The organism is Enterovibrio baiacu, assembly GCF_004120195.1.
Lineage (GTDB): Bacteria > Pseudomonadota > Gammaproteobacteria > Enterobacterales > Vibrionaceae > Enterovibrio > Enterovibrio baiacui.
On sequence record NZ_SCHN01000005.1, the window covers coordinates 24569 to 45041 of the forward strand.

21 protein-coding genes are annotated in these 20473 nt (G+C 46.5%); 12 read left to right on the forward strand and 9 right to left on the reverse strand.

Features of this window, described 5'->3' with window-relative positions; all coding sequences use genetic code 11:
* Window positions 1-153: 153 nt before the first annotated feature.
* Window positions 154-771: a protein-methionine-sulfoxide reductase heme-binding subunit MsrQ gene (gene msrQ / locus EQP46_RS00355; protein WP_129491754.1), complete on the reverse strand. Its 618-nt coding sequence runs from the start codon at window positions 769-771 to the stop codon at window positions 154-156.
* The gene (gene msrP, locus EQP46_RS00360) at window positions 771-1796 is read right to left on the reverse strand and encodes a protein-methionine-sulfoxide reductase catalytic subunit MsrP (RefSeq protein ID WP_129491755.1); all 1026 of its coding nucleotides are present in this window, start codon (window positions 1794-1796) and stop codon (window positions 771-773) included. The genes msrQ and msrP overlap by 1 nt, the downstream gene beginning before the upstream one ends.
* A 435-nt stretch (window positions 1797-2231) precedes the next feature.
* Here msrP and EQP46_RS00365 point away from each other — a divergent pair, with 435 nt between their 5' ends.
* Window positions 2232-2642, forward strand: a complete 411-nt coding sequence (locus EQP46_RS00365) for a hypothetical protein (RefSeq protein WP_129491756.1) — start codon at window positions 2232-2234, stop codon at window positions 2640-2642.
* A gap of 189 nt (window positions 2643-2831) precedes the next feature.
* Window positions 2832-3770 (forward strand): L,D-transpeptidase family protein, encoded by a 939-nt coding sequence (locus EQP46_RS00370; protein WP_129491757.1) that lies wholly within the window; start codon window positions 2832-2834, stop codon window positions 3768-3770.
* A 361-nt stretch (window positions 3771-4131) separates the two neighbouring features.
* Here the strand turns inward: EQP46_RS00370 and EQP46_RS00375 are convergent, their stop codons facing one another.
* The 6 genes from EQP46_RS00375 to EQP46_RS00400 form a co-directional block, all read right to left on the reverse strand.
* The gene (locus EQP46_RS00375) at window positions 4132-4377 is read right to left on the reverse strand and encodes an LPP leucine zipper domain-containing protein (RefSeq protein WP_017007952.1); all 246 of its coding nucleotides are present in this window, start codon (window positions 4375-4377) and stop codon (window positions 4132-4134) included.
* A 187-nt stretch (window positions 4378-4564) separates the two neighbouring features.
* Window positions 4565-5029 carry a copper chaperone PCu(A)C gene (locus EQP46_RS00380; protein WP_129491758.1) on the reverse strand — a complete coding sequence of 155 codons (465 nt, stop codon included), beginning with the start codon at window positions 5027-5029 and terminating at the stop codon, window positions 4565-4567.
* 75 nt (window positions 5030-5104) lie between these two features.
* The gene (locus tag EQP46_RS00385) at window positions 5105-5704 is read right to left on the reverse strand and encodes an SCO family protein (RefSeq protein WP_129491759.1); all 600 of its coding nucleotides are present in this window, start codon (window positions 5702-5704) and stop codon (window positions 5105-5107) included.
* Complete coding sequence (locus EQP46_RS00390) at window positions 5701-6150, reverse strand: hypothetical protein (protein ID WP_240671569.1); 450 nt, start codon at window positions 6148-6150, stop codon at window positions 5701-5703. Before EQP46_RS00390 ends, EQP46_RS00385 begins: the two co-directional genes overlap by 4 nt.
* 139 nt (window positions 6151-6289) lie before the next feature.
* Window positions 6290-7213, reverse strand: coding sequence for a polyprenyl-phosphate transporter (locus EQP46_RS00395; RefSeq protein WP_129491761.1), 924 nt, complete (start codon window positions 7211-7213; stop codon window positions 6290-6292).
* Window positions 7214-7382: 169 nt separating this feature from the next.
* Window positions 7383-8063, reverse strand: a complete 681-nt coding sequence (locus EQP46_RS00400; RefSeq protein WP_129491762.1) for a methanol oxidase — start codon at window positions 8061-8063, stop codon at window positions 7383-7385.
* 264 nt (window positions 8064-8327) lie between these two features.
* Here EQP46_RS00400 and EQP46_RS00405 point away from each other — a divergent pair, with 264 nt between their 5' ends.
* The 3 genes from EQP46_RS00405 (at window position 8328) to EQP46_RS00415 (ending at window position 11440) form a co-directional block, all read left to right on the forward strand.
* A complete protein-coding gene (locus EQP46_RS00405) occupies window positions 8328-9167 on the forward strand; it encodes a pirin family protein (protein WP_129491763.1) in 840 nt (279 codons plus the stop codon).
* A gap of 176 nt (window positions 9168-9343) precedes the next feature.
* On the forward strand, window positions 9344-9580 hold the full coding sequence (locus EQP46_RS00410; RefSeq protein ID WP_129491764.1) for a hypothetical protein: 237 nt from the start codon (window positions 9344-9346) through the stop codon (window positions 9578-9580).
* A gap of 117 nt (window positions 9581-9697) precedes the next feature.
* On the forward strand, window positions 9698-11440 hold the full coding sequence (locus EQP46_RS00415; RefSeq protein WP_129491765.1) for a bifunctional metallophosphatase/5'-nucleotidase: 1743 nt from the start codon (window positions 9698-9700) through the stop codon (window positions 11438-11440).
* A 488-nt stretch (window positions 11441-11928) separates the two neighbouring features.
* On the opposite strand, the gene EQP46_RS00420 is transcribed toward EQP46_RS00415, so the two are convergent.
* Window positions 11929-12852, reverse strand: a complete 924-nt coding sequence (locus tag EQP46_RS00420; RefSeq protein ID WP_240671571.1) for a hypothetical protein — start codon at window positions 12850-12852, stop codon at window positions 11929-11931.
* A gap of 258 nt (window positions 12853-13110) precedes the next feature.
* On the opposite strand from EQP46_RS00420, the gene EQP46_RS00425 reads away from it, so the two are divergent.
* The 7 genes from EQP46_RS00425 to EQP46_RS00455 all read left to right on the forward strand — a co-directional run bounded on the left by EQP46_RS00425 (window position 13111) and on the right by EQP46_RS00455 (window position 20273).
* Complete coding sequence (locus EQP46_RS00425) at window positions 13111-13302, forward strand: hypothetical protein (protein WP_129491767.1); 192 nt, start codon at window positions 13111-13113, stop codon at window positions 13300-13302.
* Between the two features lie 319 nt (window positions 13303-13621).
* Window positions 13622-13897: an HlyU family transcriptional regulator gene (locus EQP46_RS00430; RefSeq protein ID WP_129491768.1), complete on the forward strand. Its 276-nt coding sequence runs from the start codon at window positions 13622-13624 to the stop codon at window positions 13895-13897.
* Between the two features lie 324 nt (window positions 13898-14221).
* The gene (gene pntA, locus EQP46_RS00435) at window positions 14222-15775 is read left to right on the forward strand and encodes a Re/Si-specific NAD(P)(+) transhydrogenase subunit alpha (protein ID WP_129491769.1); all 1554 of its coding nucleotides are present in this window, start codon (window positions 14222-14224) and stop codon (window positions 15773-15775) included.
* A gap of 12 nt (window positions 15776-15787) precedes the next feature.
* The gene (gene pntB, locus EQP46_RS00440) at window positions 15788-17182 is read left to right on the forward strand and encodes a Re/Si-specific NAD(P)(+) transhydrogenase subunit beta (protein ID WP_129491770.1); all 1395 of its coding nucleotides are present in this window, start codon (window positions 15788-15790) and stop codon (window positions 17180-17182) included.
* Window positions 17183-17327: 145 nt separating this feature from the next.
* Window positions 17328-18761 (forward strand): ATP-binding protein, encoded by a 1434-nt coding sequence (locus tag EQP46_RS00445; RefSeq protein WP_129492163.1) that lies wholly within the window; start codon window positions 17328-17330, stop codon window positions 18759-18761.
* Window positions 18733-19404 (forward strand): response regulator transcription factor, encoded by a 672-nt coding sequence (locus EQP46_RS00450; RefSeq protein ID WP_017007936.1) that lies wholly within the window; start codon window positions 18733-18735, stop codon window positions 19402-19404. Before EQP46_RS00445 ends, EQP46_RS00450 begins: the two co-directional genes overlap by 29 nt.
* Window positions 19401-20273 carry a DUF2861 family protein gene (locus tag EQP46_RS00455; protein ID WP_129491771.1) on the forward strand — a complete coding sequence of 291 codons (873 nt, stop codon included), beginning with the start codon at window positions 19401-19403 and terminating at the stop codon, window positions 20271-20273. Before EQP46_RS00450 ends, EQP46_RS00455 begins: the two co-directional genes overlap by 4 nt.
* Window positions 20274-20473 lie beyond the last annotated feature (200 nt).

Below are 20473 nucleotides of genomic sequence, written 5' to 3' on the forward strand. Positions count from 1 at the left end.
AGTCACGTAGACTCTGCGAGATAATTTCATCCAGCAAAAACGCCCACTCCAAAAATAAGAACGACTACATAGGGTTGCCTTAAAGTATGGCAAAAATTATGAGAATTCTAGAAATAGTTAACTCAATTAGGAGATATGGGTCAAAATAGGACATTAAGTACGACGAATGGCTGGGCGAATAACGATCCTTTTAATCGATTTCCAACGAACTGCGAGTAATCCCACAGACAATAAAATATAGATCGCAGGTTCAATAAGACCAGATTTCACCGACCAGTAATAGTGAATTGGCACTAATAGCGCAGCGAGATAAACCGTATTGTGCAGTTTCTGCCACTTCGCGCCCATCTTGCGTTGAATGGCACTGGTGGATGTCACCGTTAGCGCCAGCAAAATAAGCCATCCTACTGCACCTACCGTCATGTAAGGGCGAGTGACGATTTCTTCCCACAGAAACGCAAAGTTGAATGCCAAATCCAGCGCGAAGAAGGTTGCCATGTGCAGCGTTGCCCAAACAAAGCTGTAGATGCCGACGACACGGCGACACCTAACCAACATCCCTTGTTTGGCAAATTTTGCGATAGGGCTAATAAGTAGGGCGACCACCAAGGTATTAAGTGCGGCAATGCCAGTAAAGTGCGTAATTCCTTCGACAGGATCTGCCCCAAAACCATTATTAAAGGTCAGCCAGACCAAATTGATGAAGAAACCAAGGCTGATGAGATGCACACCCGCCTTGATACCCCGAATGTGTTTCTGCGTTAATCGCATCAATAATTAGCTCGCAAGTCCATGCCAGAATACAAGCTCGCGACTTCTTCTCCGTAGCCATTAAACATGGCGGTAGGTTTTCTGCGCGAACTGAAGATAGAACCTTCACCAATAAAGCGTTCTGAAGATTGACTCCAACGTGGATGGTCAACTTGCGGGTTCACGTTGGCAAAGAAGCCGTATTCGTGACGCGCCAGTAAGTTCCACGTCGTCGGCGGTTGTGCTTCAAGCAAGTGGATTTTGACCACAGACTTGATGCCTTTGAAGCCATATTTCCAAGGTACAACCAAGCGAACAGGCGCACCATTTTGTGGGGCAAGGGTTTGACCATAGAGACCCACGCTAAGCATGGTCAATGGGTGCATGGCTTCGTCAAGACGCAAGCCCTCTACATACGGATAATCAATACCGCCCCCCACGAACTGCGAGCGCTGCCCCGGCATTTGGTCTGGGTCATACAGGGTTTCGAAGGCGACATATTTTGCACTGCCAAGCGGATCCGCTTCTTTGAGTAATGCTGCAAGGGAGAAGCCAATCCATGGGATGTTCATTGACCAGGCTTCGACACAGCGCATGCGGTATAAACGCTCTTCAAGCGGGAAGCGCTTGAGTAGGTCGTCGTAACCTAAAGTAATAGGGTTGTTGACCAAACCTGTCACTTCAAGTTTCCAAGGGTCAACCTTGAACCCTTGGCTGTTCTCAACCGGGTCACCTTTCCCCGTACCAAACTCGTAGAAGTTATTGTAATTCAACACTTTGGTTTCTGGCGTTAGCTCAATGCCTGCGCCATAGGCGTTGTTCTTAGGGGCGACGATTGGAGAGCGCTGAAAAATAGCACTTGATTCGCTTTTCTTGTCATCGCCGCCGAAGATATCAAAAATACTGGCTTGGCTCTGTGCTGCAAAAGGCAATCCAGCAGTAACAATACCCAGCTTTTTTAGAATCTCACGGCGCGATTTATAAACCGACTCTGGCGTCAGGTCGCTTTCCTTTAGCTCAGATTTTTTCGTTCTACGGATCAACATGCCCGCTATCTCCTCAAACTAGATGCATCCAACACACCCGCAACTGCAGGTTGCTTGGGTATAGACCTATTAAACGTTGTTTTTCTTTCATTAGTTTATGTCTATTACGAGTAAATGATTGTTTTGTCGCGTTGAACATGGTGTTCAATACCAAACATTGGACGATCAACCGCTTAGACCCAAACGACTTATGAATTGGCGCATCTACAGGCCGTTTGGGTATACGTTTGAAATTGCACCTAGGCTTGAATGCGCGTTAGACCATTGGAATTGAGGCATTGATGGTAAATTGACTGCATGACGCTGGTTTAACCTAGACCCGCAAGGTAAAGTGATTCGGCTGATTCTCGACGAATGATATAGCGCATTTTAAGCATCAGACTTGTTGGCTCGCATTTTTTTGCTGACGGTGAATTTTTAGATATGGATAGAGTAATGAAAAGGGTTCTTCTTTTACTGGCACTGGCTTCGCCAATGTCCACAATGGCCGCTCAAGGGTTTTCGGCTGGCGTATTTTTGGGTACGCCGATGTCTGGGGTGACAGTGTCACAAGATGCCATTCGATTGTCATTCGGCATTGAAGAAACAGGCGTCGCGATTGATGGGCTTTGGAACCTTGGCGATTGGTTAGCAAGACCTGAATTTGCGCCAATCTATGGTTATACGGGCTTTCAATGGGTAGACGATGAACACCATGAATGGGGGCCTCGTGCAGGGTTGGGCTTGGCGGTTCCATTGGGCCACGGTAATGTGGAACTATACGGAGAAGCGGGTTCAACTTGGTATTGGCAGGAAGAATCAGATTTCGAATTTGAAGGCTCATTGGGCGTTCGTATGTATTTTTAAAGGTAGGATGTTTTTCCACCGATCCTAAAAGAGCACCGAGAGGTGCTCTTCACGTTTTGTGTCATTCACAAGAATTGCGTACCGATTTACCCACTCTCCCGAAATGTTAGGCACGAGCAAAGGTCGTATTGCGTGATATCTTTAATACAGAGAAACACCACGGACAACGAACAAAGAGATTTCAGTTAGATGAAAAGCTTTAGATTACTGCTTGCGATGACGTTCAGTGCATTGCTTGTCACCAACGCGCAAGCGACACAATACGCTTGGCCCGAGGCAAATACGCGTTTGGTTGGGGAAAACCCTGTGCATGTCGTTCAACAGGGCGAGCATCTAGAAAAGATTGCTAAACAGTACAATGTTGGCTTTCTCGCGCTTTTATCTGCTAACCCAGGTGTTGACCCATACCTTCCAAAAGCGGGCACATTTGTCACGATTCCCCAACAGCTTTTGCTTCCCGACGTCGACTATGACGGCATCGTGATCAACCTTGCTGAGTTACGTTTGTATTACTTTGATAAAGCCGCGAAGGAAATGTTCATCTTTCCCATTGGGATTGGCCGAATTGGTCGCGATACACCGATCATGACGACCAAAATCAGCCAGAAGCGTGAAAACCCAACATGGACACCGCCACAAAGTATTCGCAAAGAGTATTTGGAAACGAAAAACATTGTGTTGCCGGACGTCGTGCCTGCCGGACCTGAGAATCCGTTAGGCCTGCATGCGTTGCGCTTAGCGTATGGTACGGGAACGTATTTGATTCACGGTACCAACAAAGATTTTGGTATTGGGCTTAGAGTAAGCTCTGGGTGTATTCGCATGCGCCCCTCAGACATTGCGTGGTTGTTCAATCGCGTCAGTGTGGGTGAGAAAGTGCGTGTGATTAACCAGCCAGTAAAAACGAGCTTCGAGCCAGATGGCGCTGTGTACGTTGAAGTGCATCGTCCATTGTCCGCTGACGAATCTCAAGCAGGACAGCGTTTGTTGACGCAGCCTGATGAGCGTGTTTCTACATGGTTGACGTCAAACCACATGAATGAGCGTCGTTACCGTGCAGCCTTGGCAATCCAATCGGGTATGCCTATCGAAATGGGACAACAAATTCTCGCTGACAACGACATTTAATCGGTCGTTGGACTCCCTTAATAAACGCGTTGTTCGCATGACGAGCAGCGTGTTTTTCTTTTCCGTGACGCCGCTTTCTGCGTTCTGCTTCTTACTTTTCATCGTCGCCGCAAGGTTCTAGTGCTTTGAATTCACCGTGCATGCACACTAGGTCGAGTATCGTATTCTCATCTCATGACCGATGAAGTGTTCCGAGCCAATCTAGAAAAACTAAGACTGATGTCTTGATCTGAAATCAATGGAAATGGAAGCGAAGAGTAACGGCTCGTGGCGTTGAGGTTGAGGGAGGTTTACGTGGCGTATAAATAGCTGCGGCACCCGAAGGTGCCGCAGAATCATAGGGGGTGTTACTTGCTAAATCTTACTTAGTGTAAGACTGAGCCATGTTGTCGATACGCTCGTTAGCGCGTGCTGCTTCGTCATAAGAAAGCGCTGACGCCGCTGCTACATCTGATACATCGCCTTGTAGAGCTGAAACCTGGTTAGATAGAGAATCTACTTTAGACGAAAGATCAGCAACACTCTGCTCTAGTGATGAGCTGCCTGAACAACCTACCAATACTGCACTAGAAGCGATTGCCGCTAAAGTTAGAAGACGCATTTTCATAGTCAAAACCTCATTGTTTTTGTTTAGATGCCGAACTGCTTTTTACCTGTTTAACAACTGGCTGCAGTTTAACAATAGACCGCGATTGTCTATTCTGCCGCCTTAGGTAGACATCGGTGCGACTCATTTTTGATACAGCACAAAAACTAAGCCTGATGTCAGCCTAAAAGTTTAGAATTTTAGGAGTTTAGTGGTGATCTTTCTTTTTGTGCTTATGCATCTTACTCACCATAATCTTCTTTACGGGTATGTTTTGGTTGATTTTTGACCCGTCTGAAAACATCAAAGAGAGCGATACTTCGTCGCCTTCTTTCATTGGCGAGGTCAAATCAAAAAACATGACGTGCAAACCACCCGGTTCCAATACCACTTTGCCATTGGCTGGCACTTCAATCTCTTTCACTTGACGCATTTTCATCATGCCGTCATGCATTTCGTGATTATGCAACTCGACCTTGCCTGCAGCAGGGGATGTCGCGCTAATCAGTGAAATATCGTTGTTCGTCGAGTTCTCGATGGTCATGAACGCTGCGCTGTTCGGGGCACTTGGTGGCATCGCACGTGCGTAAGCGTCATGAATATCAACACTTGCAAATGCTGAGAGTGAAGCGAAGCTCAGTGTTAACCCGAGTAGCGAAGAACGATATTTCATTAAGTGACTCCGTTTGTATGTCAATAATAGCGATAAAAATGAAGAATGTAGGCTAAATTTCGTCACTATTTTTGGTTATTGTGTTTGCGTTTTTGTTGTGAGTCGAGAAATGGCATCAGACACCATATTTGGATTGAGTGTGTGAGGCACTTTCTCTAGCAAATTCCCGTTTGGCGCTAGGAAGTAAAAGTAGGAGCTGTGGTCAACGGCATACTCCATTGCTGAATCTTCAAGCGCTGAAATCTGGTAAAGCACGCCATACTTTTTAGCGAGCGCATCAATCGCATCTTGTGAGCCGCTGCTGCCTTCAATGCGCGGGTGAAAGTAGCCCGCATATTCTTGTGCGGCATCGCCATCATCGCGTTCAGGATCCAGCGTGACGAAAACAGGGCGAACTTTATCGAGTGTTTCATCGGGCAGTGATTTAAGCGCGGCAGAAAGGATAGCCAAAGATGTTGGGCAAACGTCGGGGCAATGCGTATAGCCAAAGTAAACCACACGTACGCGTTCATCGGCATTATCGAAAAGGTTGATGGTGTCCTGTCCACTTTGAAGCAACCCAAGATTGACGTTGGAAGAGGCAACAGGTTCATCTGCTGCGTTCTGTTCAACGAAATAACGGGCTCCGAGTCCGGCGAGTAGCGCCGTGGCGAGCACAAGGATCTTTATCTTCATCGCACCATTCTTACGTCAATGGGAAGAGAAATAGACTTATCAGGGCTGCTAATGGTGCCTCGCCATGTCATTTCTGCATCCATGCAAATTGGCAACATCACATCACCTTGAAATTGGTTTTTGTTGGTTTTCGCCAACTTTAACTTGTAGATACCCATGTTCATTTCTACACCCTCAAGCTCAACGAGCAAGTAGGGCGCTTCGCTTTCCGTGTTCACACTCAGCGTGGAAGGCACAAGCGGTTCTACGGTGTCATTTTCCAAGGTCGCCGTAGCATTGGTGAAATCACAGGCTGTGGTGCTTAATACGCAATCTGATGCGATGTCGTTTTGTTCATTTGCAGAGGCAAACAAAAAGCTGTCTGCAAAAAAGTAACCAATCCAAACACATGCAAAGAGAGAAAATACACTGACAAAACGGCGAAGAGGGTGTTGCGAACTTTTCATTAGGTGATGTTTTAGTAGTGAATACATCAAAAAGCTTACCACCAATTGTTATAAATCTGTGTGAGGGATGTCTTGAAATTTCGCCTATAAAAAAGGGCCGCATTACGCAGCCCTAGGTGTTTGGTTGAATAGTGAACAATTAGTCAGCGAGTTTCTCAGAAACCTTCTCTAATCCAATCACGATACCAAAGCCAATAATCATCATTACAATGGCGATCATCAGTTGAGAAGGTTGACCGGTTGCTGCTTCAAACGCAGAAGGGGAAAGCACTTTTTCCACCAATGGCACTTTCTCGCCCGAGGAATTGATGCGGAAGCTAATGGCTTCTTTCCACGGCCATACTTTACCCAGCGCGCCAATCAAAAGACCGGTTAGGAAGGCAATGGTCAGGCTGCGATAGTTATTTAGAAGCCAAGACAGCACATGAGAGAAAGAGAGAATACCGACCACGCAGCCGAGCGCAAACAGCGCAAGGATAGGCAAATTAAAGCTCTTCACTGCATCGAGCACGGGTGCATACATACCAAGAAGAAGCAGAATGAAGCTGCCTGAAATGCCTGGCAGGATCATGGCGCAGATAGCGATTGAACCTGCAATGAACACCGTCAGCATGCTGAATTCAAGCGTAATAGGGTTTGCAACGGTAATGCCGTAGGCAAATACGGCCCCGCCGATTGCCAATGCGATTTCACCGATTGCCCAGCGATCGACTTGTTTAATCATGTGAATGGCAGATGCCACGATCAAACCGAAGAAGAATGCCCAAATGATGACAGGGTGTTCAGTGAGTGCGTAAGAAACCGCTTTTGCGAGCGTGAGAATCGCCGTCAAAATACCCGCCAGCAAAGAACATAAAAATGTGCCGTTAACGTGTGTCCAAACAGCTGCGAAGCCTTCTTTGCGCCATTTGGAAAACAGCGATGGGTTTACACGGCGAATGCTTTCTAGCAGCGTGTCGTAGATACCGGTGATGAATGCGATGGTACCGCCTGAAACACCAGGGACAACGTCTGCTGCACCCATGGCCATACCTTTGAAAAAGGTGAGAATATTTTGCTTCATGAATAGTTAATTTCTGCTGTTGAGAGAAAATTGCGCGTCATTATATACACAAACAACTTCAAGATGCTTGTTTAACAAAACTCGCCCTATGGGTACCTCTGAATCCTGCATCTTTAGGGGGTTGGGTATAACGTGTTTAGCACTAAAGGGGTTGAACAACGTGCTGTGTTCAGTGTCCGAGTAGCCATGCGTAGGCATGAGCCAGTTTCTTTTTACCGTCGAACCATATGGGATCTCCATGTACAGGCAATATGTGCTCAAACGGCCATGTTAAGATTTCTTGGAGTGACCATCGAAGCAGATTTCGTTCTTTCACGGACATTTGGTGATAGAAAGGAATGGCCGCTTCATTGTGGCAACCCAACAGCTTTCCCGCCAATTGTCGGCCCAGTGATCCTTCGTTTAACCAAAGAATACTCTCTCCAAAGAGTAATGTTTTACTCAAAGGGTCACAAAAAACGACGTCTTCGCTGCAATCATTGCCGCGCATGATGGTTTGATAGAGTTGTCCTTTCCAGCGAGGTGAGGTGGTCGAGTTTAATGTGCCATCAAAGCCAATGTCTGTTCGAACGGATGCGAGGCCAGGTGCGGAGTAAAAGTACGCATCGGGGTAAGCAAGCCACCAATCGGACAATGCAGCATGAAGGTGGTTATTAACGGTAGTGATGATGCTGACAGTGCCCAGTTTCGCGATGTGTTGACGAATGTCTTCTGTCAATGTGGTGGGGTTGTGAATGAGCAACTCGCCGTTGTCCAAACGAACAATCATCATTCGCTGGCCAATATTCACGCCGAAGCAACGGTAATCATCAGATTGATACCAAAGGCGGTTAGCTTGCCACTCGATCATGTGTATTCATCCGTGATTAACCTTGTTGTTCGATAAATATCAAAAATTGTACGATCCACAAAGAGAATCTTTTCGCTCCCCAAAAGCAAAAAGCTTTATGGAGACGATCTGCACGTTTCTTCCACAACGCGATGCAACGTTCTTTACCGATAATTTTGTTGGTGAGAGGTGTGTTGTTCGAATAACTTGAATGACTTGTTCTTATCTCGGTGGTGTTGTCTCTCTGCGCTCCTTCGTAAACTGGGTGCAACTAAGGAGAGAACAATGACAACAAGAAATGTAACTCGCATCATTCGCTCACATGCTTCTAAAGACGGTGACGGTGTAAAAATTAACCGAGTACATGGCTTTAACGATGCAAAGTTCAGCCCGTTCTTATTGGTCGATGAGCTGAAAAGCGAAAATCCTGATGATTATATTGGCGGTTTTCCACCGCACCCACACCGTGGTATTGAAACACTGACCTACATGCTGACAGGCCATTTCCAACACCGTGACCACATGGGCAATGTGGGCGAATTGAAAACAGGTGGCGCACAATGGATGTCTGCGGGTAAAGGCGTGATCCACAGTGAAATGCCAATCATGAGCGAAGGTGGTCTGCATGGTTTCCAGATTTGGATTAACTTGCCTGCCGCCAAGAAAATGAACCCCGCGCAGTACCATGATTTTCAGACAGAAGAGATCAATGAGTACGGTTCAAACAAGAACTTGCTTCGTGTGATTTCAGGCAACCTCACCGAAAACGGTGATGCGCTAACAGGTCCGCTTCAAAAAACGGGCGTTGAAACTGTCGTCGCTGATTGGCGCGCGAATGAAGGTGAAACGCGCAGATTGAATATATCAGAACGCTATCAAGTGAACCTGTTTGTTTATCGCGGTGATATTGATGTTGAAGGTACGACGGTGCCTCAAGGGCATTTTGCACAGCTTTCTGCAGGTGAGACCATTTCTCTCACAGCGCAGAAAAAAGCGGGTGTGTTGATTCTGGCAGGTGAACCCATCAACGAACCTGTGGTGCATTATGGCCCGTTCGTCATGAATACTATGGAGGAAATTAACCAAGCCATGCGTGATTATGAAAACGGCGTGCTGACGGATTAAGTCAGCCTAAACACCCTATCAACAGCGTAAAATCGTAAAGAGGAGCTTGGCTCCTCTTTTTGTTGGGATGCAAGTGCCTTCACATCTAGGGCGCAAAAGCCAAACAAAACGTTGAATGTTTTCGGGTCATTTGTTTAATTTGAATAAGACATGACCCAAAAAGAGAGAATTCAAGCGTGCTGATAGTTATCGCGCAGGCAGTTGAAACGGTTTTACTGGTCTCTGGCATTGTGATGCTGGTGCGCTGTGCGTTTCAATATGCGGCGAGAACGGACAATTGGCATCAAGTGAATGTGGTTCTTTTTCGTGTTCGAAGCCTTTCAAATGACGAGTTGAAGTGGTGGTATGCTGCCATGATCAGTTTGTCCCTCGGGTTGATGATTAAAGTACTGATGCTTTTTCTTGCGCATTGATTCACCCATCAAGCTAATGTCTCCCTGCAATCAAACGGTTTAACTAAAATGTGATGTATGTGAACGAGGCTTAGATTCTGATACCATCTCGTTTTGTGCACTGCATCAAAGGGAATCATGCCTAAAGTCACTCATTTCACGCTCTCAATTGCACACATCAACGATACGCACTCCCATTTTGAGCCAACACCTGTTTCGCTGTCTGTAAAAGGGCAGGAAAAGCGTGTCTATGCGACAAGCGGCGGTTTTGCACGTATCAAAACGGTGGCAACACAATTCCGTGAAAATGCTGAACGCGATGGGAATGCGTTTTTATTCCTACATGCTGGGGACTGCTTTCAAGGCACCTTGTACTACAACCTTTTTAAAGGCGATGCCAACGCCAAACTGCTGAACATGCTTGATCTCGATGCCATGGCGTTGGGGAATCATGAATTAGATTTGGGCAACGCCGCGGTATCTAAATTCCTTGATCACATCTCCTTCCCATTGCTGGCTGGCAACTGGGATTTAAGCCAAGAAATTCAGGACAAGCCTTGCCCGCTAAAGGGAAAGCCCTTGTTGTATGACTTCGATACACAAGAACAGCGCGCGAAAGTGCTGGTGAAAACGTTCGGCGATCATCAAGTGGCTATATTTGGTGTCTCTATTGATAAAATGGCACAAATCGCCATGCCGGATGCTGATACGCCTTTCCTCGAATCAAAAATGGTGGTGTTGAATACCCTTGCCTACATTCGCAACACCTTAGGGATACGCAATATCGTTCTGCTTAGCCACCTTGGGTATGACCAAGATTTGAAAATGGCGGAAGAAGTAGAGGGCCTCTCCGTGATTGTGGGTGGGCACAGCCATGTCTTACAGGGGGATTTCAGTAATGTCGGTTTGGGCAATTCTGAGCCTTATGGCCGTAAGATTAACAACACGCTGGTGGTACAAGCGGGGTGTCATGCTTTAGCCATTGGCAAGCTTGATGTCACATTAGACAGTGATGGTCATGTTTTGTCGCACACGGGTGATAACTACTTGATGCTCGGCCGTGGTTTGGCGTTGGATGCCTCTTGGGATATGGCGCTTGATGAGCATGATTTTGATGCGGCAAAGACTTATCTTGCTGAACAATCGAATGTTTTACACTGTCGTGGTGACAAAGAGGTGAAAGCTTTACTGAACACGGAGTACCGTCCAGCCGTCTTAGCTATGCGCAGTGACGTTGTCACTAAATTGACTGATCGACTCCGCCATATTCGTGTCCCTGACGAAAAAGGACCGAGCCAAATTGCGCCGCTGGTCTGCGAAGGTTTGCTTTATTCCGCCAATATCCGTGGTCATGGGGTGGATTTCGCCATTCACAATGCTGGCGGTGTGCGTGTGTCGCTTGAAGCAGGAAAACTTACCGCGGCAGATGTTGCTGGGCGACTGTTGCCGTTCGCCATCGATTTGATGGTGTATGAACCAACGGGCGCGCAGGTCAAAGCCGCTTTAGAAGGGGCGATCAATAACGCGACCAACAACGGCGTTGAAGGGACGGGCGATGGCAGTTTCCCTTATACCGCTGGGTTGCGGTATACCTATGAATGCAACATGCCAGAAGGTCAGCGAATCACTCAGCTTCAATACCAGCTTGTGTCTGGGGAATGGCTCGATGTAGCGTTAGAGAAAACCTACCGTGCCGTGTCGTCTGCCTACACATCGCAAGGAAAGGAAGGGTATGACGCCTTGAAGAACCTCGGTTCTCAGCCTGTGTCTATTGGCGTTATTTTGTCGGACAGTTTTATTGAATATGCCCGCGCCAATGACAATCTACGTGCGCCTAAAGAAACGCTTCAACACTACGTGCCTTGTGCTGAATCGAACTGAGCACTGAATGCTTCCATTAATACCTAAGATTACGGAACTGACTTCTCCGTAATCTTAAAACCATCTATTGCTTTACTTTCCCCATTGAACACTTCTCGCGCAATGTGTGCCCGCTTTTTGCATATAAGAACGTAGAGGAACAAATCGGCGAATATTTGCCGCTCAACGCGACGTGTTCATGCAGTGTCAATCATTCCTCCGAAAACCTAATTAACGGCCGCATCATCGGAAAATGTTTCACGGGTGTTGGAAAACGTAAAGTTTCTTCGTGGCATGCCGATATCAAAAACAGGCTTTCCTTAGGGGGATACTATGGTGGAAAAGCGTGATTGGTTAGATTTTGGATTAATTGCCTTTTGGATCGTTGCTTGGGCGTCGCTCGTTTACTTCGTTCCAGCCACTGGCATGTGAAGATGCTCCCGCCTCGCTACGTGCAGGCGGGCCTTCTTATTGCTCGATAAAGCAAGCGTTTCTATCAACTTGCATCGTTAGGTGCGTTGTAGCTTTTGATGTCGTTTAAGCAGAAAGCGAATAACGATAGGCTGCATATAAGTAGGTAGCTGTAATGCACCGATAAGTGGCAGATAAAGTGGCCCCAGGAATGCGCCCGCCACGGAATAGGTCAGTAACACATTCCTGTTTCCTGCAGTAATCGCAGCGACAAATGCCTCTTCCTTTCCATGCTTTCGATAACAAACAAATCCCACGATGAAAAACAGTACGCAAATTGCTAATGCGAGAAAGAACATCGCAATGGCAAATTCGCGATCACTGTTCCACAGCCATCGATATTGACCTGCCAGTCCAAACGGAAAACTGAAAACCAAAAGCACCGTAAATTGCGCCAACTTGCCATGAACACGCGTAAGGCGGTCTTTCGACACGTTTTTGTGTATCAGGAAAGACAACCCCATTGGGCCGAAGATGAACACCGCCAACCGAAGACAATAGCTTTTCATATCAAGCGCGAAGTTGTCGCCGCTGAACAACGTCAGATTGACATAAAGGATCACGGGCATCATGAGGGTGCTGGCAATGGTAAATGCCATTGCTTTCAGCGGCTCAAAGCCCATGGAACGAACAATGGCTGGGGTGGCGAAGAGGCTGCCCGTGGCACATACGGCGGTGAGTGCAAGCAATAACGCTGAACTTGCATTGAAGACGAGCGCGATACTCGCCACGATCACTGTTGTGACGCCACCATGCAAGAGGGCATAAAGCCACGCCTCTTTTTTAAATAAAGCTTTAACGAGAAGAGGTTGATCGATACCTATGAGGGTAAACAGCATTAGAACAAACAATATGTAGGGCAGAAAAGGCAACGCAGCTTGAGATAAATCCGGAAGTAAAAAGCCGAACACTGCTGCCAATGCGAGAAGGGAGGATGAATGTTTACTCAGAAATGCTAACAAAGAAGCCTCAGAAGGAATCGTTAAAGCCAAATGCTATCAAATTGTAATCAGTATGATAAATAAAAATTAATAATGTCTCATTGGGCGAAATTTGGGTGAGAAATTCTGTTTATACAGGTAAGTATGTAGATTGCGTGTATCTGAAATATTCATTCGCATTAGATAATCTAATTCAAAGTCGAAAAAATAGTCATTATGAACAATGCGATTAAATGACTAGAATTTGCACAGTAAAGTCAATCACATAGCGAGCATAAAATGACACAGGCAGTTGATTTCGGTCACGTTGTTACTTCTGTTGATAACTCTCAAAAAAGCTATGCGGTTTCTCTCAAAGGATTGTTTGCCCATGCAATGGATATTTTGCAAACACGTCAAGTAAACAAAACGTTGCTTTCAACGTCTGATTTACCAGATCACATCAAGCGTGACATCGGGCTGATCCGCTAGGTTTATTGAAGACCTATCATCGATAAAAGCGTTGGTTTTTAACCAGCGCTTTTTTGTACTTGTTGAATATTTAAGTGACGCTGTCACTTGCATCTCAAACCTACTTATCCCTCTCTATTCTTAGACTTTTATGGTCTATCATATTGATTAACTATTCTCATCCACGTCACGCTCACCGCCTATTTCCTTTATTGAACAAATAATTATGTCGTTGAGTGATGGCATTTAGTCATGATTAAACATCATGCGGAAAGAGGCTAGACAAGGCGTTCTCAGTTCGTCACTATGATTCAAAGACAACAAAAAAGAGTGATTTAACGTGGGTCTATTTAATTGGTTGTTTGGTAGCAATGAACAAGGGAAAAGTGCTGTTGAGCCAACTGAGTACAAAGGCTACCTCATTTACCCAGAGCCAAAAGCAGAAGGCGGACAGTTTCGAATTGCTGGACGTATATGCAAAGAGATGGATGGCGAAATAAAGGAGCATATTTTCATTCGCTCAGACTTACTTCCAGGTGAAGAAAGCGCGAAAGATCTCATGCTTCAAAAAGCCCACACGTTTATCGATCAAATGGGCGACAGAATGTTTGGCTAACTGACCGAGATCAAAGCAAAATTTCGCAATTTCGGTCAAAAAATAGCCCTAGAAAAACGCTTGATTGATCTTGTTCGGAACGATGAAAGCGTGTTTTTACGCTAAATGAGCCTTTAATCAATAGCTTGAAACAGAAAAGTTATGAGAGGTCTGACCTCTGTCCATGGCTGAATTACGTTATTTTCTTACTAAAACTCGTTAGTATGGCTTTAAATCTCGTTTGATCATTGATTGTTTTAGTATTTTTCCTACATATATCTTGATTGAGCGCTTTGAGTGCATTACAAACAATTTACTTACACTGCCAATAGTCAGGGATTAACTATGCAAATTGGTGTACCAAAAGAAATACTTGCGCATGAAACGCGAGTTGCTGCCACACCGAAAACGGTCGAGCAGCTATTAAAAATGGGCTTCGACGTTGTCGTCGAGCGCGATGCAGGTCTGCTTGCCAGTTTTGACAATACTGCTTTTGAACAAGCAGGTGCCAAAGTGGTTGATGCCGAATCCGTTTGGCAATCAGACATCATTTTCAAAGTTAATGCCCCTGCTGAGGTAGAAGGGAATAACGAGTTTGAGAGCCTAAAAGAAGGCACAACACTTGTTAGTTTCATTTGGCCTGCGCAAAACGAAGCATTGATGGAAAAGCTTGCAGCGAAAAATATCAATGTGTTGGCGATGGATGCGGTTCCACGTATTTCACGCGCACAAGCCTTGGATGCATTGAGCTCAATGGCAAACATCGCGGGTTACCGTGCTGTTGTTGAAGCTGCTCATGAGTTTGGCCGTTTCTTTACGGGCCAAATTACGGCGGCAGGTAAAGTCCCACCAGCGAAAGTCTTCGTTGCGGGCGCAGGTGTTGCTGGCCTTGCGGCTATCGGTGCTGCGGGTAGCCTAGGTGCTATTGTTCGCGCATTCGACGTTCGTCCTGAAGTAAAAGAGCAGGTCGAAAGTATGGGTGCTGACTTCCTTCAAGTGGCTTTTGAAGAGCAAGCAGGAAGCGGTGACGGTTATGCGAAAGAAATGTCTGATGACTTTAATCGCAAAGCTGCTGAGCTATACGCCGAGCAAGCGAAAGACGTTGATATCATCATCACGACCGCACTGATTCCAGGTCGTCCAGCACCTAAACTGATCACCAAAGAAATGGTCGACTCAATGAAGTCGGGCAGTGTGATCGTTGACTTGGCCGCGGCAAATGGCGGTAACTGTGAATACACAGAAGCCGACAAAGTTGTGCTAACGGACAACGGCGTAAAAATCATCGGTTATACCGACATGGTTGGTCGTCTTCCTACCCAATCTTCACAACTCTACGGTACTAACCTCGTTAACTTGATGAAGCTGCTTTGCAAAGAAAAAGACGGCAACATCGACATCGACTTTGAAGATGTTGTGTTACGTGGCGTTACCGTGATCAAAGAGGGCGAGGTCACTTGGCCAGCGCCACCAATTCAAGTTTCTGCACAACCGCAGGCGAAGCCAAAAGCACAACCTGCCGCAAAAGTTGAGAAAGTTGAAGAACCTACGTCTCCAGTGAAAAAAGTCGTCGGCCTTGCTGCGGCTGTGGGTGCATTTGCTTGGGTTGCTTCTATTGCGCCAGCTGCATTCTTGTCTCACTTCACCGTATTTATCCTTGCTTGTGTGATTGGTTATTACGTGGTTTGGAACGTAACACATGCGCTTCATACGCCTTTGATGTCAGTAACGAATGCAATTTCCGGCATTATCGTTGTTGGTGCACTTCTTCAAATTGGTCAAGGCAACGGGGTGGTTTCCTTCCTCGCGTTTATTGCCGTTTTGATTGCGAGCATCAATATCTTTGGCGGTTTCACAGTCACCAAGCGCATGCTTGAAATGTTCCGTAGAGATAAGTAGGAGTAGCCGATAATGTCTGAAGGTTTAACACAAGCGGCATATATTGTAGCTGCTCTCTTTTTCATCTTGAGTTTGGCAGGTCTGTCAAAACAAGAGTCTGCGCGTACTGGTAACTACTTCGGTATTGCAGGTATGGCGATTGCTCTGATTGCGACCATTTTTGGTCCTGACGCACAAGGCATCGCGTGGATCATCGTTGCAATGGTAATTGGTGGTGGTATCGGTATTTACTACGCAAAACGCGTGGAAATGACCGAAATGCCAGAACTGGTTGCTGTGCTTCATAGCTTCGTAGGTTTGGCGGCGGTATTGGTAGGCTACAACAGCTTTATCGAGCCACCAGCAATGAACCTTGCGAACCCTGCTGAAATGCATGCTGCGCATGTCATCCACATGGTTGAAGTGTTCTTGGGCGTGTTCATCGGTGCGGTGACCTTTACGGGTTCAATCGTTGCATTTGGTAAACTGCGCGGCATCATCTCTTCGTCTGCACTGAACATTCCACATAAGCATAAGTGGAACCTTGCTGCGATCTTAGTCTCAACGGCACTCATGATTTACTTCGTGAAAGCAGACGGCAGCATGTTTGCTCTGATTGTGATGACATTGATTGCGTTCGCATTTGGCTATCACTTAGTGGCCTCAATCGGTGGTGCAGATATGCCAGTGGTTGTGTCGATGCTGAACTCATACTCGGGTTGGGCAGCGGCAGCAGCGGGTTTCATGCTGGCAAACGATCTTCTGATTGTAACTGGTGCGTTGGTCGGTTCTTCAGGTGCGATTCTGTCTTACATCATGTGTAAAGCAATGAACCGTTCTTTCATCAGTGTTATCGCCGGTGGCTTCGGTCAAACCGTATCGGTATCAAGTGACGAAGAAGAAGGTGAGCACCGTGAAGTGAGCGCTGAAGACGTAGCAGAAATGCTGAAAGATTCTCGCTCAGTCATCATCACTCCAGGATACGGCATGGCGGTTGCGCAAGCGCAATACCCAGTGCACGAAATCACTGAGAAACTGCGTGCGAAAGGTATCGACGTTCGTTTTGGTATTCACCCAGTAGCGGGTCGTCTACCTGGTCACATGAACGTGCTTCTGGCAGAAGCGAAAGTACCGTATGACATCGTTCTAGAAATGGACGAGATCAACGAAGACTTCCCTGAGACAGACACTGTGCTTGTTATTGGCGCGAACGACACGGTTAACCCAGCAGCGATGGAAGATCCAAACAGCCCAATCGCGGGTATGCCTGTCCTTGAAGTGTGGAATGCGAAAAACGTTATCGTCTTTAAGCGTTCAATGAACACAGGTTACGCGGGTGTTCAAAACCCACTGTTCTTTAAAGAGAACACAGCGATGTTGTTCGGCGATGCAAAAGCATCGGTAGATGCGATTTCTAAAGCAATCTAATCTGCTTATAACGCAAAACATACATCATTGACGAGAAAGCCAGCATCTTGCTGGCTTTTTTTTATGCAAACGTCAGCAATGGTATCGCTCTCTTACAAAATGCTGACATTTCAAAATGTTTTGGTGCTAATCTCACGCTATGCGAATGTTTCTTCTTACCTTTCTTCTCTCTGTTAGCGGTTTTGCGATGGCAGAGGCGTCTTTCCCTGAACAGCTAAATGCGTTCAGAGCATCGCTATTGGAAGAAAACCCCGTCGCTAGTTACGAACTCAATGCCATTCATAGCGAATACCCCAAAGCACTGTTGGTGCCAGACAGTCTTCTTCCTCAGTCGGCGTCATACCCGCTCAAAGATTTGAAGCGCCTTTATCAAGCATCTGAGAAGTGTCAGGGGCCTTGGCCGGTGAGCCCGCTTGTTACCGATCCTTTGGTTTTTACTCGGGCGTTGTGCTTCAACACGCGCCTTCCTCCAGTCTGGTTTTCGCGTTCTAATTTAATCCATCCCGGCGGCGGTAGTTACGCCGCTAAGTTCGTCGAAAAATATCCGGATGTGCGTGATGATCTATTACGTTTCTTTCATATCAAGGAACGTTTATTATCCCCGCCAGACACATTGCTCGGACGTTTACAAAGGATGTCTGAAAATGGCATCAATGCATTGAATGGCGGCGCAGAATTCATACTCTCTGGTGACGAATTGTGGGTTCGCCAAGGTAGTGACTATGAGATCTATTCCGCTGAAGAGTGGTTAGCGCCACTTGGACGTGCAGATTTGTTGATAGCATCGACAGGATCTGAAAATTACTGCTTATCGCGTATCGGTAATGTTTGTTGGAATATCGAGCGTGCCCCTTCTTATTGGTCGCAGCTTGTTTTAGGGCTAGGTGCGATTAACTTAGTCTGGTTTGGTGTTTGGGTATTTAACCGTTGGGCGATCAAACGACGCTTGATGCAAGAGCGTATGTTGGTGTTGCAGATCTTAACGCATGAATTGCGTACACCGATTGCGAGCTTGTCGATGACGGTTGAAGGCTTTCGTCGAAAATTCGATAGTCTCCCAGAACCTTTGTATGATGAATTCCGACGCCTATGTGAAGATTCGATGCGATTGAAGCAACTTGCTGAAGCCAGTAAGGATTATCTTCAATCGAATCAACAGCAACTTTATCGCGAACACATTCCTTCCTATGTGGAATGGCTTTCTTTCATTTGTGAAGAGCGAGAAGTTGAATTGATAGTGGGAGAGGACGCTGAAATCGCGGTCAATGTGTATTGGCTAACGACCTCTCTCGACAACTTGATAAGTAACGCCAAGAAATACGGTATTGCACCGGTTAACGTCATGGCGGAAATCAATGGCGGTCTCCTGACAATCAAAGTGCAGGATCAAGGACAGTTATCCGCAAAAGACTGGAAGACAATAAGAAAACCGTTTGTGAGTGAAAAAGGCCTCGGCCTTGGCCTCACGATCGTTGAATCAATGATTGATAGGATGGGGGGTCGATTAACCTTAGTTGGACCGCCTACCACGTTTATTCTGGAGATACCTTGTGACCCAAACGACACTGCTGCTCGTTGAGGATGACGCAAACTTAGCAGATGGCCTATTGGCGAGTCTGGAGCAAAATGGCTACAAATGTTTATACGCTGACTGTGCTGAAAAAGTGGAAGCTTTGTGGGCAGATGCGGACTTAGTGGTACTTGATCGCCAATTGCCTGAAGGCGATTCAATGGATTGGCTTCCTAACTGGAAAAAGATCAAAGACGTTCCAATTATCATGCTGACAGCCATGGTATCTGTACGTGATCGCGTTGGCGGTTTGGATTCAGGCGCGACAGATTACATGACCAAACCCTTTGCTGAGGCTGAGTTGCTTGCGCGTATTCGTGTGCATTTACGTCGCCCAGTGACGGAAGGCGATAGCGTGTCTGAAGATGACATCATCGTTGGTACTTTGCGCATTAACATGGCACAACGCAGTGTGATTTGTTCGGGCAGTGAAGTGATCTTAACCCGTACAGAGTTTGACCTCTTGGCTTTCTTGGCGAAAAACGCAGGACGTGTATTCACGCGTGATGAATTGCTTGATCAAGTGTGGGGTTACAACCATTACCCAACAACGCGAACGGTCGATACGCACGTACTTCAGCTTCGCCAAAAACTCCCTGAAATTGAAATAGAGACGTTGCGTGGCGTTGGCTACCGCATGAAGGTGCAATGATTTTTAGGCTTGCTTGTTTCTTCCTTTTCTTAACGACGTCGTTCTCTGCAACGGCGGCGTGGTTTAGTGGTTCTGATGCGTTGACCTCAGCACATCAGCGATTACTCGAAGGCGAAACAGCAGCCAGTTTTGATGCCATGGTTGAAGCTTGGCAACAAGTTAAGAACGACACCGAAGAACGCCACTTGGCAGAACTACTTTCGTTAGCGATCAATGAAGATTGTGGTCGGAGCCTGAGCACGCTTTCGTTGCCAAGTTGGCTTCAAAGCGTGGTCGTGCGTCGAGAAACGGTTCAAACGCCTAACCGTGTTTACTATCAGTTTTCTCTGTATGGCACGTCTAAGCAGGGTATTGGTAAAGTGTCGTTTTCTGCCTGGCCAGATCGTCCATTAGTGCTGGTCGATTTGCCCGAAGACAAAGCCAACGATTTTAAGTTAGAAATCGAGGGGCTATCTCGTGCGGTCAAATCGGGGCTCTACAAGCTCGAGCTCACCTCGTTGACTGGCGAAGTGTGGTCGTCATGGGTGATCGTGAGTCAGCCCGAGCCGATTCAAAAAATCAGTTGGAAAGACAGCCGCAGTTGGCGAATATCGCCACCGACCGATCTCAAGGGGTCGTGTCCAAGACCTTTCCTTTCGATGAACCTTTATCGCCAAGATACTGACGATTCAGCACCGATATGGTCTGAGGAAAAAGACAAAAACCTACCGACATCTTTGCCGGTTCTTGATGTTACAGATGGCCAATATTGGCTGACTGTAGCCTTGATAGAACGTCGTTGGCAGGGCGCCATTTTGTTTGAAGAAGTACAGCGAATAGGCCGTGCTATTGATCTTCCTGACATCGATTTACGCACACTTTCTCCCTAATTTTCATTACGTAACCTGAATGTTATTCAGGTTACTCTTCCGAATCATCTCTCTAAAATGCTCGGTGCTTTGTTTAATTCCTGTATTAACCTTTGAATAGCGTCACACCTTAGAGACACGTCGTCATCATCTTAAATCGCCTCGACTAGTATCAGTAAAAGAACTTAGGCAGTGTGCTTCCTTAGCGCGATTGCTTGTAA

Bases quoted from the DNA above. Each gene is read 5' to 3' on its own strand.
- msrQ (WP_129491754.1), bottom strand. From the start codon at position 771: ATGCGATTAACGCAGAAACACATTCGGGGTATCAAGGCGGGTGTGCAT.
- msrP (WP_129491755.1), bottom strand. From the start codon at position 1,796: ATGTTGATCCGTAGAACGAAAAAATCTGAGCTAAAGGAAAGCGACCTG.
- EQP46_RS00365 (WP_129491756.1), top strand. From the start codon at position 2,232: ATGAAAAGGGTTCTTCTTTTACTGGCACTGGCTTCGCCAATGTCCACA.
- EQP46_RS00370 (WP_129491757.1), top strand. From the start codon at position 2,832: ATGAAAAGCTTTAGATTACTGCTTGCGATGACGTTCAGTGCATTGCTT.
- EQP46_RS00375 (WP_017007952.1), bottom strand. From the start codon at position 4,377: ATGAAAATGCGTCTTCTAACTTTAGCGGCAATCGCTTCTAGTGCAGTA.
- EQP46_RS00380 (WP_129491758.1), bottom strand. From the start codon at position 5,029: ATGAAATATCGTTCTTCGCTACTCGGGTTAACACTGAGCTTCGCTTCA.
- EQP46_RS00385 (WP_129491759.1), bottom strand. From the start codon at position 5,704: ATGAAGATAAAGATCCTTGTGCTCGCCACGGCGCTACTCGCCGGACTC.
- EQP46_RS00390 (WP_240671569.1), bottom strand. From the start codon at position 6,150: ATGAAAAGTTCGCAACACCCTCTTCGCCGTTTTGTCAGTGTATTTTCT.
- EQP46_RS00395 (WP_129491761.1), bottom strand. From the start codon at position 7,213: ATGAAGCAAAATATTCTCACCTTTTTCAAAGGTATGGCCATGGGTGCA.
- EQP46_RS00400 (WP_129491762.1), bottom strand. From the start codon at position 8,063: ATGATCGAGTGGCAAGCTAACCGCCTTTGGTATCAATCTGATGATTAC.
- EQP46_RS00405 (WP_129491763.1), top strand. From the start codon at position 8,328: ATGACAACAAGAAATGTAACTCGCATCATTCGCTCACATGCTTCTAAA.
- EQP46_RS00415 (WP_129491765.1), top strand. From the start codon at position 9,698: ATGCCTAAAGTCACTCATTTCACGCTCTCAATTGCACACATCAACGAT.
- EQP46_RS00425 (WP_129491767.1), top strand. From the start codon at position 13,111: ATGACACAGGCAGTTGATTTCGGTCACGTTGTTACTTCTGTTGATAAC.
- pntA (WP_129491769.1), top strand. From the start codon at position 14,222: ATGCAAATTGGTGTACCAAAAGAAATACTTGCGCATGAAACGCGAGTT.
- pntB (WP_129491770.1), top strand. From the start codon at position 15,788: ATGTCTGAAGGTTTAACACAAGCGGCATATATTGTAGCTGCTCTCTTT.
- EQP46_RS00445 (WP_129492163.1), top strand. From the start codon at position 17,328: ATGTTTCTTCTTACCTTTCTTCTCTCTGTTAGCGGTTTTGCGATGGCA.
- EQP46_RS00455 (WP_129491771.1), top strand. From the start codon at position 19,401: ATGATTTTTAGGCTTGCTTGTTTCTTCCTTTTCTTAACGACGTCGTTC.